The organism is Cutibacterium acnes, from assembly GCF_003030305.1.
Lineage (GTDB): Bacteria > Actinomycetota > Actinomycetes > Propionibacteriales > Propionibacteriaceae > Cutibacterium > Cutibacterium acnes.
Map to the genome: position 1 here is coordinate 975,893 of NZ_CP023676.1, position 16,357 is coordinate 992,249.

Below are 16,357 nucleotides of genomic sequence, written 5' to 3' on the forward strand. Positions count from 1 at the left end.
TTATGCCTGCTGGGAACCGAGGAGGTTGAGGACCTCGTCGGTGCATGTCGCCTCACGAAGTTGCCGGGCGGTTTCGGGATTAGACAAGATTCTTGCGAGGGCTGCCATAATCTCGAGGTGCTCGTCGCTGGACGACGCGATAGGAATGACGACAGTGCAGATGTTCCCGTCCCATTCAACGCCCTCGGGGAATTGGAGGAAGCCTAGGGTGGCCTTGTCGATGTGGTCGCGGACCTCATCGACACCGTGGGGGATCGCGACCCCCTCGCCCATATAGGTTGAGATCTGCTTTTCCCTGGCGAGCATGCCTTTGACGTAGACATCGTCTGCGGCGCCCTCATCAATGAGCACCTGGCCAGCCATGGTGATGGCCTCCTCCTTGCTCGTGGCGCGCTGTCCCAGACGGATGGCGTCGCGGGGCAGCACGCTGATGGCGACGTGGGTATGGCTGTTCGCATCGGACGCCCGGGAGAGTCCTCCGTTATCAGTAGGCGCGGTGGCGGCGTCATCATGTGCTGCGCGAACCTCGGTCTCGACGCGGTCGAAAGCAGGATCATTCATATAGTTCGTAAAGGGAACGATACGGGCGCTCGGGGCGCGCCTGCGGGCGCGGTCGACGAGGCCTTCTTGAGTGAGGATGAGGGGTGTATCCGAGGGAATCTGGTCGACGGCCGTGTGAGCGACCTCGACCCCGTACCGGGACAGTCTGTTCTTCATGGTGGAGGCGACCATCACCGAGGAACCCATGCCTGCGTCGCAAGCGATGACGACTTTGGAGATGTTGGTAAGCGGGGCTTGAGCCCCGATTGTGGTGGGGACAGTGGGGTTCTGGCCCTCACCCGCTACGTCATCCTGGGTACTATTCTTGCGGATGAGCAGCATTGCCACCACAAAGGAAACGGCAGTTGCGACGAGGAAGTCGGCAACCATGGCCAGGTAGTGCCCGGGCTGGCACATGAGGAACCATGCGATGATCGAGCCTGGGGAGGCAGGGGCAACGAGACCGGCATGAAATGCGACCCCGATCGCCAGACCGCTCATGCCCCCGGCAATGGTGGCGAGAATGGTCTTGGGCTTCATAAGTACGTATGGGAAGAAGATTTCGTGGATGCCGCCAAAGAGGTGGATGATGATGGCGCCCGGAGTCGACTGACGTATCTGACGGGAACCGAAGAACTGGTAGGCAAGTAGTAGGCCAAGGCCGGGGCCGGGATTCGACTCAACCATGAAGAGAATTGATCGTCCGGTGATATGGGCCTCTTGGATGCCCAGCGGAGTGAAGATGCCATGGTTAACGGCGTTGTTAAGGAATAAGACCTTCGCCGGTTCGACGAGGAGAGATGCGAGTGGCAGCAGACCGTGATGCACGAGAAATCCCACCCCGGCCGCCAGCCAGCCCATGAGAGTCGAGACGAGTGGTTCGACGCCCAGGTGCCCGATGACGGCCAGGGCCATGCCGAGAATGCCGATCTCGAAATTGTCTACGAGCATCTCGAACCCGGAATGGATCCGGCCGTCGAGGAGCTTGTCGACCTGTTTGAGGAGCCACGCTGCGAAGGGACCTATTACCATCGCGCCAAGGAACATTGTGATGTCGGCGCCGACGACGACGCCCATCGTGGCGATCGCGCCGATGACGCCACCACGTGTCCCGTTGACGATCTTTCCACCGGTGTAGCCGATGAGGACGGGAAGCAGATAGGTCAGGATCGGGTTAACGAGCTTGGCGAGGGTTGCATTGGGTGCCCATCCCGTTTCGATGAAAAGAGCCGTTAACAGGCCCCAAGCGATGAAGGCTCCGATATTCGGCATGATCATGCCGGCCAGGAATCCTCCGAGCCGTTGGACGGAGGCACGTGCGCCGTGTCCCTGCAGGTTCTTGTGGATCGTCGCGTCAGGTAGTGACATCGGAACTCCAGTGTGTTCAGCTGCCGATCATTGGCAGGATCCCCATCGATCTGTGAACAAGTCTGGATCTGTCTGTTTATGTTGTCAAGGAGTTGTGTTGTGTTGGTTTTATAGCTGACATAAACAACGGGGTCGGACAGATGGCATCCGTCCGACCCTGTTGTTATGCGTCGCCGCTGAGGGCGAGACGTTACTTGGCGCCATCGAGGGCTACGGTGAGCAGGCTGCCGATCAGGCCGAGGTTTTTGCAGAACTGGATCTGGTCGCCCTGCTTCTCTGCGCCTTCCTTCTCCCAGAAGGCATGTCCAGCAGCGGTTACTGGCACGAGCTGGGCGGCCAAGACGGTGGCGGCCAGGCGCGGCTTGATGCCAAGGGCCAGCAGGGAGCCGGCGGCCAGCATGGTGGCTCCGTTGACCTTGACCAGCAAGGTTGAATCGACATCGGGGATCTGGGAACAGGACGATTTCGGGAGTTTCGAGAGGAGCCCGTCGACAGCTTCGGAAAGCTGATCGGCTTTCTTAATCTCGTCCAGACCTCCGGTGATGAAGATGGCCGACAGCAGGGAACGCGCGGTGAACTTGGCAAGGGACATAAAATCCTCCTGGCTGGTTTGATGCTACTTCTATCGTGCCTCATGATGGCTCGTCCCGCTCCGTCATTGGCTCGTCGACGTGGCAACGTTCGCGTTTAGGTGATGAATCTACGTCTGTTTATCGAGCCTGGCGCCTAGCTGCGGCCTCGACCCGGCGTGGGTCAGGCTGTGAGGGCGAGGGCTAGTGGAAGAACGGGCCCGGATCCGGCTCGTCTCAACGACCGTGCAGCGACCGTCATCGTCCAGCGGCTAGAGATGACGTCATCGATAAGCAGAACCGATGCCCCGCCAAGATGGGATAACCGAGACATCAGCCCCGGTCCGACGCTGAACCGATCATGGACATCACGGAGCCGGTAAGCCGAGTTCGTGGATGACTGTAGTCGTGCGGACCCATCCGCCAGGTCCAACCACCCAAGGTCTTGCAGGTGGCCAACCCGTGCAATTCCCGAGGCCAGGGAATCAATGAGGTGTGGGCGAGTGATCGACGGGATCCGTACTATCGCGGCTGGACGCTGCTCCCAGTCCCACTCGGCCAACACTCGCAAGCACGCCTTGGCCAACGCCGGGGTGATCTCAGCGTCGATAGGGACACCATTGGTGTCGGAGCGAAGTAGGTCGCGCAGCGCCCCTCCCCAACCCAGATCGGAGAGTCTCGCGATGACGCGGCCCTCTGCAGCGATCTCCTCGGCACTGATGCGACCCTTGAGCGCAACCTGGAGGGCATCCATCCCCACGGGCCAGGCGGTGCGTGGTTCCACCGGAACTCCCACCCGGTTGAGGGATTGGACGGCTCTCACAGCGGCTGACTGATCGACCTCGACTGAGTACCACGGGCCAGCACAGACGTCGCAGCGTCCGCAAGGAGTCGTGGAGGGGTCGTCCAGCTGCCCGGTGAGCAAGGTCATGCGACAGGTTCTTGAGCGCTCGTAGCCGAGCATGGCCTGCTGTTCCTCGCGACGTGCCTGGGAGATGCGTTCGTACCGTTCGGTGTCGTGCACCCACGGCTTGCCGGTGGCTTGCCACCCATCTCGGACCTTCACGACCGAGCCATCAACGGCCATCACTTTAAGCAATAGCTCTAACTGGCTACGCCTGATGTCGACCCGCGTCTCCAGAGCTGAGATAGAGAGCGCCTGACCACCTGCGAGTGCTCTGAGCACGGCATCGGCTCGTTCTTGGGTGGGCATAGAGGAGGTAGCGAAGTAAGTCCAAATGTCAGGATCCTCCGGGCCCGGAAGCAACAGGATATCGGCATTGTCGGTGGCGCGACCGGCACGGCCTACCTGCTGGTAGTACGCGATCGGAGAGCTCGGCGCACCCAAGTGCACGACGAAACCGAGGTCCGGTTTGTCGAAACCCATGCCCAGGGCACTGGTCGCCACTAAGGCCTTGACCTGGTTATTGCGCAGGGCTTTCTCGAGTTCGGTCCTTGCTTCGGCATCGGTGCGTCCGGTGTAAGCCCGCACATTGTGACCGGCCGTGGTTAGAGCACGCGCGGTGTCCTCGGCCGTCGAAACAGTCAGGCAGTAGATAATTCCCGACTTGGGAAGTTCACTGAGGTGCTGGACGAGCCAACCGAGCCGTTCGGAAGGGTTGGGCAGATTGAGTACGCCGAGTCGCAGAGATTTCCGGGCTAACGGCCCACGAAGGATGAACACATCATCGGCGCTGGGGGCAATCTGCTCGGCCACATCTTGGACCACACGTGAGTTTGCGGTCGCCGTTGTCGCAAGTACTGGGATCGTAACCGGTAGGGCAGAGACGAGGTTACGGATGCGTCGGTAATCGGGGCGAAAATCGTGCCCCCAGTCAGAGATGCAGTGGGCTTCGTCGATGACCAACATGCCCATTCGCTTTATGAGCTCGGGCAGCTGCCTACTGGCGAATGTGGGATTGACCAGGCGTTCGGGGGAGACTAATAGAACGTCGAGTTCGTCGGCGTCGAGGCGTTGGGCGATTTCGGACCACTCGGTGGCATTGGCCGATGAGATGGCCGCTGCGCGCACGCCAGCTCGCTTTGCGGCAGCGACCTGGTCGCGCATGAGGGCGATAAGTGGAGAGACGATGAGGGTCGGGCCTGAGCCGATGGCACGCTGTAACAAGGTAGCGACAAAGTAAACCGCTGACTTTCCCCAACCGGTGCGCTGGACTACGAGCGCTCGACGGTGGTGGGCAACCAGAGCCTCTATGGCCTCCCACTGTCCAGGGTGGAAATCGGCATTGTTGCGACCGACGAGACGACGAAGGATTGCCACCCCTTGGGTGCGTAGGTCATCTACTTTCGGTATTGCGTCGGTAGTTGTCGTCATGGCTCCTCCTTGCGCCGTCATTTTTTCCGGAGCTAGTGACAGTTTCGTGGCGAGATTCCGGCACGGAGGAAGAACACCGTAGTCAGAACGGCAATGGCAACTGGTCAACGACCTCCTGCGCCCGGTCCTGCTGGGCAGTGACGATTGTTCCCAGCCATTCGACGACCTGATTCCGGGCTGCTTCGTCGAAGGACTGGATAACGTCGAGGTAGTTGGCCCCAGAATTGGCGGCCGCACCGCATAGACGCACTATCTCGGCAGGTGCGGGGGAATCAGCCGTCTCGAGGGAGGAGAGGAAGGCGTCACGGTTGTCGATCAATTGAGCGCGCCCAGCGTCGGTCGGCTGGACTTTGCCGATGAGAGATTTAAGCCTCTTGACTCGCTCTTTCCGCGCTGAGACGAGGTTGTCGAGAGCACCTTGCCAGACCAATCCGGAGAGGCGATCACGGGACATGAAGAGACGACGAATCTGTCGGTACCAGGCCTCAAGAGCAGATAAATTGCCCAGATACGAGACGTTATGGGCGATGATGCGGTTGAGCTTGGAGTAGCTGTTCGGGGCGACAGGACGCTGACGTGTCGCAGGGGGAGCGGGCAGCACGAGCTGATCATCCTCGGGAACGTCGTCACGCAGGATTGAGCCTGCCCCGACCACGGTGCCGAATCCGGTGGCTACCGGCCCGACAGCACCGCCCTGACCACCAAGGAAGATCGGATGACGGTCGAGCAGCACCCCGCGCGGCACATCGCCGAAAAGGGAGGCTGTCGTCTTATCCCCGTCGGGAGTGAAGTTGAAATGAATGTAGGAAGAACCGACCTCAGAATGGTTTGTCCTCGAGGTGCCGCCGGCCAAGAGGACATCACAGAAGTTGATGAGGCTCCCCAAGGTGACAAAGGGCATGAGGATGGTTTGCTTGAGGCCGACGGTATGGGCCCCATTGGCCTCCTCCTCGAGGATAGTGCCCCCGCGGACGTGGGCACCTGAGCCCATGCTCGCCCCGTCAAGGAAAACAGCGTCCTGGGCGAACCCGCCCTTGAGCTTGACCCCGGTGCCAAGTTGGCAGTCCTGGATTGTCATGGGGGCCTCATCCCCGAGTATGCACCCGGCTGAGATGACAGTCCGACGGCCACGGATTCGGCATCCAGGCCCGATGACTACTCCATCACTACTGATGTTGTCGATGTCGACTGCCTCATCAATGTCGACGGTCAACGGATTCGGGATGCGCACCCCTCTATCGATGAGCTTGGCCACCTTCTCCAGGCCGCGCGGTTCAAGCACACGGGAGTTGACGTCCATCGATGGTCCTTTCGAGGTCGTGATCCGTTACTGCCAGCCTAGTCACTCCCGTTGTCGGCCGCCGGCCATGACGAGCCAGGCCGCAGTGACGACGAATGCCATCCCGAGCATTTGTGACCCAGTGAGGTTCTGGCCGAGGATGAAGAATCCTGCGGCTGCTGCGACGGCCGGCTCGACACCGGTCAAGATGCCGTAGACCGTGGTGTCGATGTGGCGTAGCGCGTACATTTCCAGGCTGTAGGGAAGGGCCGACGACATCACGGCTACAACCGCTCCGGTGAGGAGATGGTACGGCTCGACGAGGCGCGTCCCCGCAGTGGCGAAGCCAAACGGTACCAGCACGACCGAACTGAGCAGGATGGCCCACCACAGCCCCTCCAGTTTCGACCAGCTCATCCCAACTAACTGTGCCGATTTGGCATAGAGGGCCCAGAAAACACCTGCGACAAGGGCGAGTACCAGACCGAGGAGATCGAGGTGGGCCCAGTCGGCGGTAAGCGCACCTGAGACTGCCACCACTCCGCACAGAGCCAGCAAGATGGCGAGCCAGTCACGTAGGGATCGGCTTCCGAGGGCTGCCATGCCCAATGGCCCCAGAAATTCGGCGGTGACCGCAACACCGAGGGGCAGGCGTTCCAACGAGAAATAGAACACGGTATTCATGCCAGCCAAGGCGATGGTCAGGGCCAGCACCCTCGTCCAGTCAACGCGGTTATGGCCTTTCACATGGGGCCGAACGATCGGCGCCAGGACGAGGGCCGCCAAAGACATCCGCAGCGCCACGGTGCCTAAGGCTCCGACATGGGGGATGAGGGTTGCGGCGAAGGCACCTCCGAACTGCACTGAGAGGATGGCCATGAACACCAAGATCGCTCCGCGCACGAACGCCACCATAACGCCGTGGTTGCTAAACCCTCACTCGGGCAGGCCTGCGAACCTGCGTGGTCGGTGGGTTCCGGACATCCTGCAAGAATAACTCCATGACATTTGGCTTCGAGGTCACCTCTCGTCTGGACAATGCTTGCGGACGTACCGGCCTCATACACACCCCGCACGGTGCCATCCAGACGCCGGCCTTCGTCGTCGTCGGCACCAAGGCGACGGTTAAGGCCCTGTTACCCGAGTCAGTGGTTCAACTGGGAGCTCAGGCGGTGCTCGCCAACGCCTACCACCTTTTCCTGCAGCCCGGTCCGGAGTTGATCGACGAGGCGGGCGGCCTGGGCCAATTCATGAACTGGACGGGCCCCACCTTCACTGATTCCGGTGGCTTCCAGGTGCTCAGTCTCGGTGCGGGTTTCAAGAAGACCCTAGCCATGGACGTTTCCCAGCTCACCGAGGCTGACGTCATTGCCGCTGATGCCGATCGTAAGGCGATGGTCGACGACGACGGTGTGACTTTTCGCAGTCCCCTCAATGGAGATCTACATCGTTTCACTCCCGAGGTGTCGATGGGCATCCAGCACCACCTCGGCGCCGACATCATGTTCTCCTTCGACGAGCTGACCACCCTCATGAACACCCGCGCTTATCAGGAAGAAGCCTTGGAGCGCACCCGACGGTGGGCTGAGCGCTGCCTGGCCGAACATCGTCGTCTCACCGAGGTGCGCAGCGGCAAGCCGTACCAAGCCCTTTTTGGTGTCATCCAGGGAGCCCAGTACCAAGATTTGCGTCGTAGGGCTTGCCGGGATTTGGCAGGCATGGAGATCGACGGTCAGTGCTTCGACGGGTTCGGCATTGGCGGCGCCATCGAGAAAGCCAATCTGGGACGAATCGTGACGTGGTGTGCTGAGGAGCTTCCCGAGGACCGTCCCCGTCACTTGTTGGGCATCTCCGAGCCCGACGACCTCTTCGCGGCCTGTCGGGCGGGGGCCGACACCTTCGATTGTGTTAACCCCTCCCGGGTGGCCCGTAACGCTGCCATCTACACCGTTGACGGGCGTTACAACGTTGATACCGCGCGGTTCCGGCGAGACTTCGGCCCGTTGGAGGACGACTGCGACTGCTACACATGCACCCACTATTCCCGCGCCTATATCCACCACCTGTTCAAGGCTAAGGAGCTTCTCGCGAACACTTTGGCGACGATCCACAACGAGCGTTGGACGGTAAGACTGGTCGACCAGATTCGGGGCGCCATGTGTAGCGGGGACCTCGATGCTTTCGAGACCGAGTTCATGGGGCGGTGGAATGCCAACGGCGGGAGGCTGGCCAAGGTTAACTGACAGGGCTGTTCTCCGGAAACTCATCCTTACGACGGAGGAGACTGACAGTGCCACTCGTTACGCTCGGGGGCGTGCGAGAGTCGATCGTGTCCTTCATGGCGATGGACGACCTATGGCGTCGCCGAGTGCCGGAGCATAAGGGCTGGCAGATCCCGGTCGTGTGGTTCCTGCCCGCTGTTGACGTGCTCGTCGGAGCGCTCGTGGCCCTGGCCGTGGGTGCCGGCGGGCTGTTGCTGGCGGCTCTTCAGGACCACCTTGACACCCTCGGACCAGGTGATGTCATCGTTGTCATCGTCCTTGCCGTAGCTCTTTCCTTCCGACGGGTGATGCCAATCACCTCGGCCGCCGTCATGACTCTCGTCTGGATTAACGGAACCTATGCGACGCCGTACATGGCGACGAACTGGGTGTCGACCTTGGCCTTTTTCTTCTCCTACTACTCCCTCATGGTGTGGGTACGGACACGTCGAATCGCGTGGGGATCGATGTTGGCGGTCTTCGTCGTCATCATGGGCTGGGTCGCCATGATGATGGCCTTCGGGAGGTCGCTCACCGAGCAGCTTAAGATCATTAATCCCGACAGCAATGGGGAGGGGGTCATCTACCTCGTCCTCACCTATGTGATCGTCAATGTCACCTTCGTCGTCGGAGCCGCATTGGTGGGACAGGTGTCCTGGCTGTGGGCACGAGACCTAGCCGAGGTTCGCCGTCAGGCCGCTACAATCGAACGGCAGCGTACCCAGCTTGCTGAGCAAGCAATTCTTGACGAAAGCTTGCGGATCGCCCGGGAGATGCACGATTCGATGGCCCATCACGTGTCGGTCGTGGGGATCCATGCCGCAGGTGCTCGTCGAGCCTTTGACGTCGATCCGGATCTGGCTCGGGAGGCCTTGGCAACCGTGGAAGTGGAGTCCCGGGAAGCTGTCACCGAGATGCGATCCCTGCTGGGATCCTTGCGGGCCGGTGACGAGCCACGTGCCCGCCTCAGCCTGGCTGACCTTGACCGACTGTGCAACGAACCCCGGCGCGCGTCGGTGCGGTTGCTGCGAGTGGGAGATGATTCCCTGGTTGGTCCACAGCTGGGTCACACCTGTTACCGAATCGTCCAGGAATCCCTTAACAATGTGGAGGCCCATTCCAGCGCCTCCGAGGTGACGGTGTCGGTGCGCTGCAGAGATGACGAGGTCGAGGTGGAGGTCACCGACAACGGCCGCCCGATTCGATCGGCACCCTCGACCGAGGTGGGAATCGTCGGGATGTCAGAGCGGGTCAAGGCCCTGGGCGGCACCATTGAGGTGGGTCCACGCAAGATCGGTGGATGGCGAGTTCGTGCCGTCATACCGATGCGTCGGGGTGAGAATGTGAGGGACGAGGACATGAAGGAGGGGGAGGACTGATGCGCGTCGTGCTGGTCGACGACCAGAAACTAGTTCGTCAAGGGTTCCGCCTCATCCTCGCGGTGGAGCCCGACATCACGGTTGTTGGGGAGGCCACCAACGGGGCTGAGGGCGTGGACGTAGTGAAGGAAACCGCTCCCGACGTCGTCCTCATGGACGTCCAGATGCCCGTCATGGATGGTGTCGCGGCCACCGCGAAGATCCGCGAGTTCAGCGACGTCAAGGTCGTCATCCTCACCACCTTCGACCGGGACGACTACCTCTTCGATGCTCTCGACGCCGGGGCCAGCGGATTCATGCTCAAGAATGCTGACGCAGAGTCGCTCGTCGCCGGTCTGCGTCAGGTCGCTGACGGGCATGCCCTGCTGGCTCCCGAGGTGACCCGGCGAGTTATCGCCCGGTCGGTGCACCAGGGGGGCACGGTGACCGGCAGCAAGGCCGAACAGCTCACCGCCCGCGAGATCGAGGTGGCCAAATTGGTGGCTCGGGGCCTGTCCAATGCTGAGATCGCCGAGGAACTTGTCGTCTCCGCAGCCACCGTCAAGACCCATGTTTCCAATTGCCTCATGAAGTGTGACCTGCGTGATCGGGTTCAACTCGTCGCCCTGGCTTACGAGTCGGGACTCATCCGTGTGGGGGAGCCTTCCCGAGACTGAAATCCGTCTTGCCGCCGATGTGCAATGACCAGAAATTGGGTGTGATGGTCATGTGATCGCAAATCGAGGACGCAGGAGGTAGCCATGATCGACACGGACATGTGCCACCGAGAACCGGTGTCGGTACGGGTCGAGGAACTCATCCGGGCCTTCGAGGACCTAGTGGCGGTCGACCATCTGAACTTCGACATCCCGGCGGGTCGGATGACGGGCTTTGTCGGAGCCAATGGCGCTGGCAAGACGACGACGATGCGGATGATCGTCGGAGTGCTTAAGCCCACCTCCGGCCAGGTGTTGTGGTCAGGAAGGCCGATCACGGCTGAGGACCGCCGCACCATCGGTTACATGCCTGAGGAGAGAGGTCTCTATCCCAAGCAGCCGGTCATCGATCAGCTCGTCTACCTCGCCCGAATCAAGGGGGCATCCACACAGACGGCTCGCACCGAGGCCATGGAATACCTAGACAGGTTCGGGCTTGCTGATCATGCCCGCGAGCAGGTGCAGAAGTTGTCCTTGGGTAACCAGCAGCGGATCCAGGTAACGGCATCGCTGCTTGCTGATCCGGCAGTCCTCATCCTCGATGAGCCCTTCTCTGGACTTGATCCGGTGGCCGTGGACGCGATGGCCGATGTATTGCGAGAGAAGACCGCCCAAGGAGTCCCGGTCCTCTTCAGCTCCCATCAGCTCGATCTCATTGACCGGCTGTGTGACCGCATGGTCATCCTGCACAAGGGCCGCATGGTTGCCAATGGCACGACAGAGGAATTGCGCGAAGTCGGTCCCCGGCGTTACCGGGTGGAAGCCCGTGGCGATCTTGGCTGGTTGCGCTCGCTGCCCGGCCTGACGGTTGTCGACGTCGACGGCACCACTGCCGTCATCGAATTCCCCGATCCCAACCAGATTGACCGTCTCCTCGACGTCATCGTCACCGAGTCGATGAACCGTGGCGGACTGGTCGAGTTGACCCATATTCGCCCGAGCCTGGGCGAGATCTACCGAGAGGCGGCCCAGTCATGACGAACACATCATCGGCCTGGCGTCTCGTCGCTTCCCGCGAGGTCGACGTCAAGCTGCGCGACAAAGGATTCATTATCTCGATGATCATCACGGTGCTTCTCATCGTGGCTATCTCCGTGGTGTTGTCCATCATCTCCTCCAAGCACGACCATGACAGCGTGGTCGTGACCGACGACAAGGCCGCTGCTATCGTCAAGGTCGCTCAGCAGGACTTGGCTGCCAGGGGATCGACGGACAAGACCGAGGTGGTTCGGGCTGCTGATGAGGCCGAGGCCCATCGCGAGCTCCAGAATGACGACAACATGGTTTATCTTCACCAGAAGGATGGCCAATGGCATCTCGACGGGTACGACAAGACGCCCTCGGCTGACGGGTCGTCCACCGGGGCCATGGAGAGAGCCGTGGCTGTTGCAGCGGTGGCTGACAATACCAAGGCTGCTGGGGTCGATGCGTCGACTATGACCAAGGGGATGTCTCTTCAGACAGGACAGGTGAAGCCCTCAGACGGCACATCGGAGGCTGTCAGATACATGCTGGCCATCGTCTTCAGTGTCCTGTTCATGATGTCGGCGATCTATTACGGCGTGATGATCGCCAACTCAGTAGTCGAGGAAAACCAGTCCAGGATCGTGGAGATCCTGTTGACGGGGGTGCCTGCCCGTCAGTTGCTCATCGGCAAAATCGTAGGCAACACGGTATTGGCGGTTGGACAGCTCATCATCATTTGCGGGTTGAGCATGCTCGCCGTGTCCTTCTCGCAATGGTCGAACATCATCACGTTCGCGATGTCGTGGTCGGTTATGTGGTTCCTGCTGTTCTTCCTCGTCGGGTTCGTGGCGCTGGCAAGCCTGTACGCGGCTGCGGGGTCAATGGCCTCGCGCAGTGAGGACGTTCAGAACACCACCTCTCCGCTGATGTATCTCATCATGATCATCTACTTCTGGGTGGTGTTCTCGATGTCGAACCCTGATGGCATGAGCGCCAAGATCGGCAGCTACGTCCCGATCGCGTCGGTAGTCTTTATGCCGCTGCGCATGCTCGGTCATCGCGCGCAGTGGTGGGAACCAATCGTGTCGATCTTTGTGACCCTCGGTTTCACCGTGTTTGCGGTATTGGCCGGCGAGAGGATCTATCGACGCTCGATCCTGCAGACCAACGGTCGGGTCAGCTTCAAGAACGCCTGGAAGCAGAACGAATCGGTGGCGTGACGTCCGACGTCATGGCATCTGACGGGGCAGGCCCCGATGGAACTCGCACCGTTTTGCTTCGTCGCGACGGTCGAGCGGTAATGTCATCTATACCTGCCAAGAAGTGGTCTGAAAACCGGGCGGCAACGTCACCATTGACATTTCTTGGCAGGAATGGAGACAATGATTCAGAGGTATCGCGTCAGTTCCGGGCCACTGCCAGCCTCTCCTGATAGCTTGGCTCGTGTTTTTTGATCCAGGCGATGATCCGAGTCGTGATGGGGATGCAGGCGTACTCGACAAGGGTTTTCCACAAGAACCCGAAGAAGGCGTAGTTGCACCATTGGCCGAAGCTGGTGATTCCGACGACAGGTGCCGCGATCGCGCAGAAGATGATGGTGTCAACGGCCTCGCCAGCACCGGTGGATCCCATCAGTCGGCCGACCAGACCGCGCTCTAACCACTTGGCCTTGAGTCGAACCATGATGACCGAGTTTGTAAACTGTCCGGCCAGAAATCCGCATGCTCCGGCGAGCACCATCTGCCATAGCGGACCGAGGGCCATTTTTAGGGCGGTGTCATGGGCTACCGAGTAGGTATCGGTGAATCCAGGAAGGGCGATGATAGCCCAGAAGCACAGCACAGAGAGGATCGCGCAGATAAACCCCATGACGATCGCGCGGCGTGCTGCCTTGATCCCGTAGATTTCGGTGGTGATATCTCCCATGACATAGGCCAGCGGGAACAAGAAAAAGCCGCTATCGGTGGTGATGGGGCCGAGCTGCACCCCTTTTGAACCGCCGATATTCGACAGGATGACGACAACGCACATGAGGGTGAGCAGGATGTCGTAGTGCCCCGACCCTCGATCGGCATACGCAGGGCGGGATGCCGCGGATGATTTGAGGCTGGTGGAGTGTGACGTCACGGCGAAATGGTAACCGTGTTGGCGCATATCATCGAGATGACGATCATGACCACAGGAGGTTTCCGTGACTCTTGCTACTTCCGAGCTGGACATCACCCCGCACCGGGATCTCTATCCGCCGATTGAGCCCTATAACACCCAGATGGTTGACGTGGGTGACGGTCAGCAGCTCTACGTCGAACAGTGCGGCAACCCTGAGGGCAAGCCGGTGGTTTTCCTGCATGGTGGCCCTGGTGGTGGCGGTGGTACCGAGCGGCGTCGCTTCTTCAACCCCGATGCCTACCGCATCATCATCTTGGATCAGCGGGGCTGCGGTCTGTCTACCCCGCACATTGCCCAGGCTCACACTCCACGTGAGATGGCCACCAATACGACGTGGAAACTTGTTGAGGATCTTGAGAAGATCCGGGAGTTGCTTGGCATTGAGCGCTGGGAGGTCTTTGGCGGATCGTGGGGATCCTGCTTGTCGCTGGCTTACGCCGAGACCCATCCCGAGCGGGTGACCGAACTCGTGCTGCGTGGCATCTTTACCATGCGTGAGCAGGAGTTGGACTGGTACTACAACTTCGGTGCCTCCGAGGTTTTCCCGGAGCTGTGGAACAAGTTCTGCGAGCCGCTGCGCCGCGTCGGGCATGACTTTTCTCGTGACAACATTGCCGCCTACTACGACCTGCTGTGGGACGACGACCCCGACGTCCACGGTCCTGCCGCGGTGGCCTGGACGACATGGGAGGGCGCGACGACCTCGTTGTCCTTCGACCCGTCCCACATCGAGGAGTTCTCGGATCCAAACTTCGCGCTGGCCTTCGCCCGCATCGAGAACCACTACTTTGTCAATCATGGGTTCATGGTTGAGGGGCAGTTGCTGCGTGATGCCCACAAGCTGGCCGACATCCCGACTGTTATCGTTCAGGGACGCTACGACATGTGCTGCCCCGACGTCACGGCCGTCGATTTGTCGCGAGCCTTGCCGAGTGCCGATCTGCGAATCGTGATGGCAGGTCACTCTGCATTTGAGCCATTAATTGCCTCCGAACTAGTGAAGGTGTGTGACGAATTCGCCGAGCGATGAATTGTCGCCCAGGCGTGTCGAGGCCCAAGTCCAGTCGATTTGATCGAGTACTCACGGTCAAATCGACTGGACTTCGACATGGTGGTGGGGATAGCGCGCCGCCAGTTGAATAAAGACGGGTGGGTTTGCCCGACTATGTTAAGATGAAAGAGTAGTATCCCTCTTCATTCTTGTCTAGTGGTGGCTCGGGGATCTCTTCAAACATGATCGCTGACAAGGGCCGGCTGAGGGTGCGAATGACAGCTCTGGGGACGTCGTCCGGTCCGCTTCCCCAGTACTTTCCTAAATTAATCATGACCACTAAGTTGTCGAGATTTCTGCCAACGGTAAAGACCGAGACATCCATGACGAGCATCTCGCTGTCCGTATTTTTGACAGGAGCGCTCGTGTCCTGGTCTATGAAGTACAGCTTCTCGGGTCGGGTCGCAGCTTCGTTGATGACCATTTGAATGGTCTTCGGGATGACCGGGTAAAATCGATTATCCCGAATGAAATCTGGATGGACGATGAAGGTGATAACGCCACCAAATTCCTTGCGTGCAGACATAATCTTGATTAAATTGAGTTCATCTCTGATTCCTGAGTTTCTCGTGTGAAAAACAGTTTGCAACGGTCAGATGTTTGGACCATCCCCAATCCTGAACTGCGCGATGCGCCATTCGCCCGCACAGATCCGCGATGATCGGTGTCAGCACGCCATGTGTTGCGGCCCATGTCCAGCGGTGCACCATTGCACGCCTAGCCATGTCGCCTCGTTGATTCGGATGGTGTCGACGAAGAGAATCTAAAGATAGCTCGGTCAACTGAAGTGTTGCAGCTGTCCCCGCCAGACCGATCATCGGTTCATCGGCCAACCAAGAACCTGCGTAACGGGAACCATCTAGGAAACCTTCGCGGACGGCGTCGAGAAACTCTGCGGGGACTCCCACGAGCCCGTCACAACTGCTCCACGGCATCACCAGATTGACGACGTCGACCGCCGGGTGGTGAATGGAGGTGGCCTCGTAGTCGACGAATCTGGCGTGATCTTCGGTGACGAGCACATTGCCTGGACACGGGTCTGCTTGGGTGACGACCTCGGTTCCTTCGGCTCCTCGTAGCGACTCAAATAAGTCGAGCTCCGCATCATCGGGTACTTCAGTCTCTAGCGCAGCGCACATTTTTTCCAGGCCTCGCCCTGGCAGACGAGGCGAGGCTGGACCACCCGCTGAGCGCGTCTGTGGGTCAAGACGACGGATGGTGTCCTGGAATGCGGGGATGACCTCGTCGCGTGCCGCTCGATCAGACATTTCCCGCATCGATGCCGCCATAACGGTCGCCGTTGCTCGCCCCCACATCTGTGCGGCGATGAGAGCGGCTGAGGGGTCGTTGCCGGTCAAGATCGATTCCAAGGTCATCCCTGACACGTCGCCCATAACCACTACGCCCAGGCTTAGGTCAGCTGCATACAGCCGCGGTGCCTCCGGAAGACACCCCAAACCGGCAATCTCGCGGACAATCCCCAGCCCGCCGGAATTATGTGACATCGATGTTGATCGGAAACATTTCGCTATGACCGTTCGCGCGCCCGCAGTTGCTGTCGTCGAACCATCTACCCAGCACCGGGCTACGCTAGTGCGCACCCCCTCGTGAAGTACCTTGTTCAGTGACAGCTCGGTGCCTAAGGCGAACGCGGCATCATCGAGCCAGCCCAGTCCCATCCCTACCTCCTGGTACGCCGCACCGTCGTCGGCTACGTCTACAGTGGGAGAGTACACATTCCCGTC

At 60.1% G+C, this 16,357-nt stretch carries 14 protein-coding genes; 6 read left to right on the forward strand and 8 right to left on the reverse strand.

Annotated elements, in window-relative coordinates:
* The 5 genes from CPA42_RS04940 to CPA42_RS04965 all read right to left on the reverse strand — a co-directional run bounded on the left by CPA42_RS04940 (position 1) and on the right by CPA42_RS04965 (position 7,006).
* Positions 1-1,908 (reverse strand): PTS mannitol transporter subunit IICBA, encoded by a 1,908-nt coding sequence (locus CPA42_RS04940; RefSeq protein ID WP_002515640.1) that lies wholly within the window; start codon positions 1,906-1,908, stop codon positions 1-3.
* A gap of 190 nt (positions 1,909-2,098) precedes the next feature.
* Positions 2,099-2,500 (reverse strand): DoxX family protein, encoded by a 402-nt coding sequence (locus tag CPA42_RS04950; protein ID WP_002515656.1) that lies wholly within the window; start codon positions 2,498-2,500, stop codon positions 2,099-2,101.
* Positions 2,501-2,661: 161 nt separating this feature from the next.
* Positions 2,662-4,833, reverse strand: coding sequence for a RecQ family ATP-dependent DNA helicase (locus CPA42_RS04955; protein WP_002519051.1), 2,172 nt, complete (start codon positions 4,831-4,833; stop codon positions 2,662-2,664).
* Between the two features lie 61 nt (positions 4,834-4,894).
* On the reverse strand, positions 4,895-6,112 hold the full coding sequence (locus CPA42_RS04960) for a hypothetical protein (protein ID WP_002515570.1): 1,218 nt from the start codon (positions 6,110-6,112) through the stop codon (positions 4,895-4,897).
* A gap of 42 nt (positions 6,113-6,154) precedes the next feature.
* Positions 6,155-7,006, reverse strand: a complete 852-nt coding sequence (locus CPA42_RS04965; RefSeq protein ID WP_002519050.1) for an EamA family transporter — start codon at positions 7,004-7,006, stop codon at positions 6,155-6,157.
* A gap of 86 nt (positions 7,007-7,092) precedes the next feature.
* Between CPA42_RS04965 and tgt the strand changes: the two genes are divergently transcribed.
* From tgt to CPA42_RS04990, 5 genes are all read left to right on the forward strand, one after another.
* The gene (gene tgt, locus CPA42_RS04970; protein ID WP_002515674.1) at positions 7,093-8,334 is read left to right on the forward strand and encodes a tRNA guanosine(34) transglycosylase Tgt; all 1,242 of its coding nucleotides are present in this window, start codon (positions 7,093-7,095) and stop codon (positions 8,332-8,334) included.
* 47 nt (positions 8,335-8,381) lie between these two features.
* Complete coding sequence (locus CPA42_RS04975; protein WP_002525435.1) at positions 8,382-9,731, forward strand: sensor histidine kinase; 1,350 nt, start codon at positions 8,382-8,384, stop codon at positions 9,729-9,731.
* Complete coding sequence (locus tag CPA42_RS04980) at positions 9,731-10,387, forward strand: response regulator (RefSeq protein ID WP_002519049.1); 657 nt, start codon at positions 9,731-9,733, stop codon at positions 10,385-10,387. The genes CPA42_RS04975 and CPA42_RS04980 overlap by 1 nt, the downstream gene beginning before the upstream one ends.
* A gap of 84 nt (positions 10,388-10,471) precedes the next feature.
* Positions 10,472-11,404, forward strand: coding sequence for an ABC transporter ATP-binding protein (locus CPA42_RS04985; protein WP_002515665.1), 933 nt, complete (start codon positions 10,472-10,474; stop codon positions 11,402-11,404).
* Positions 11,401-12,612 (forward strand): ABC transporter permease, encoded by a 1,212-nt coding sequence (locus tag CPA42_RS04990; RefSeq protein ID WP_002515651.1) that lies wholly within the window; start codon positions 11,401-11,403, stop codon positions 12,610-12,612. Before CPA42_RS04985 ends, CPA42_RS04990 begins: the two co-directional genes overlap by 4 nt.
* Before the next feature lie 181 nt (positions 12,613-12,793).
* Here CPA42_RS04990 and CPA42_RS04995 read toward each other — a convergent pair whose 3' ends face one another.
* Positions 12,794-13,546 carry a queuosine precursor transporter gene (locus CPA42_RS04995; RefSeq protein ID WP_002515537.1) on the reverse strand — a complete coding sequence of 251 codons (753 nt, stop codon included), beginning with the start codon at positions 13,544-13,546 and terminating at the stop codon, positions 12,794-12,796.
* Between the two features lie 37 nt (positions 13,547-13,583).
* Here CPA42_RS04995 and pip point away from each other — a divergent pair, with 37 nt between their 5' ends.
* Positions 13,584-14,591 carry a prolyl aminopeptidase gene (gene pip / locus CPA42_RS05000; RefSeq protein ID WP_002515519.1) on the forward strand — a complete coding sequence of 336 codons (1,008 nt, stop codon included), beginning with the start codon at positions 13,584-13,586 and terminating at the stop codon, positions 14,589-14,591.
* 133 nt (positions 14,592-14,724) lie between these two features.
* On the opposite strand, the gene CPA42_RS05005 is transcribed toward pip, so the two are convergent.
* On the reverse strand, positions 14,725-15,138 hold the full coding sequence (locus CPA42_RS05005; RefSeq protein ID WP_002515444.1) for a hypothetical protein: 414 nt from the start codon (positions 15,136-15,138) through the stop codon (positions 14,725-14,727).
* A 19-nt stretch (positions 15,139-15,157) separates the two neighbouring features.
* Positions 15,158-16,348 carry a phosphotransferase gene (locus CPA42_RS05010; protein WP_002519047.1) on the reverse strand — a complete coding sequence of 397 codons (1,191 nt, stop codon included), beginning with the start codon at positions 16,346-16,348 and terminating at the stop codon, positions 15,158-15,160.
* Positions 16,349-16,357 lie beyond the last annotated feature (9 nt).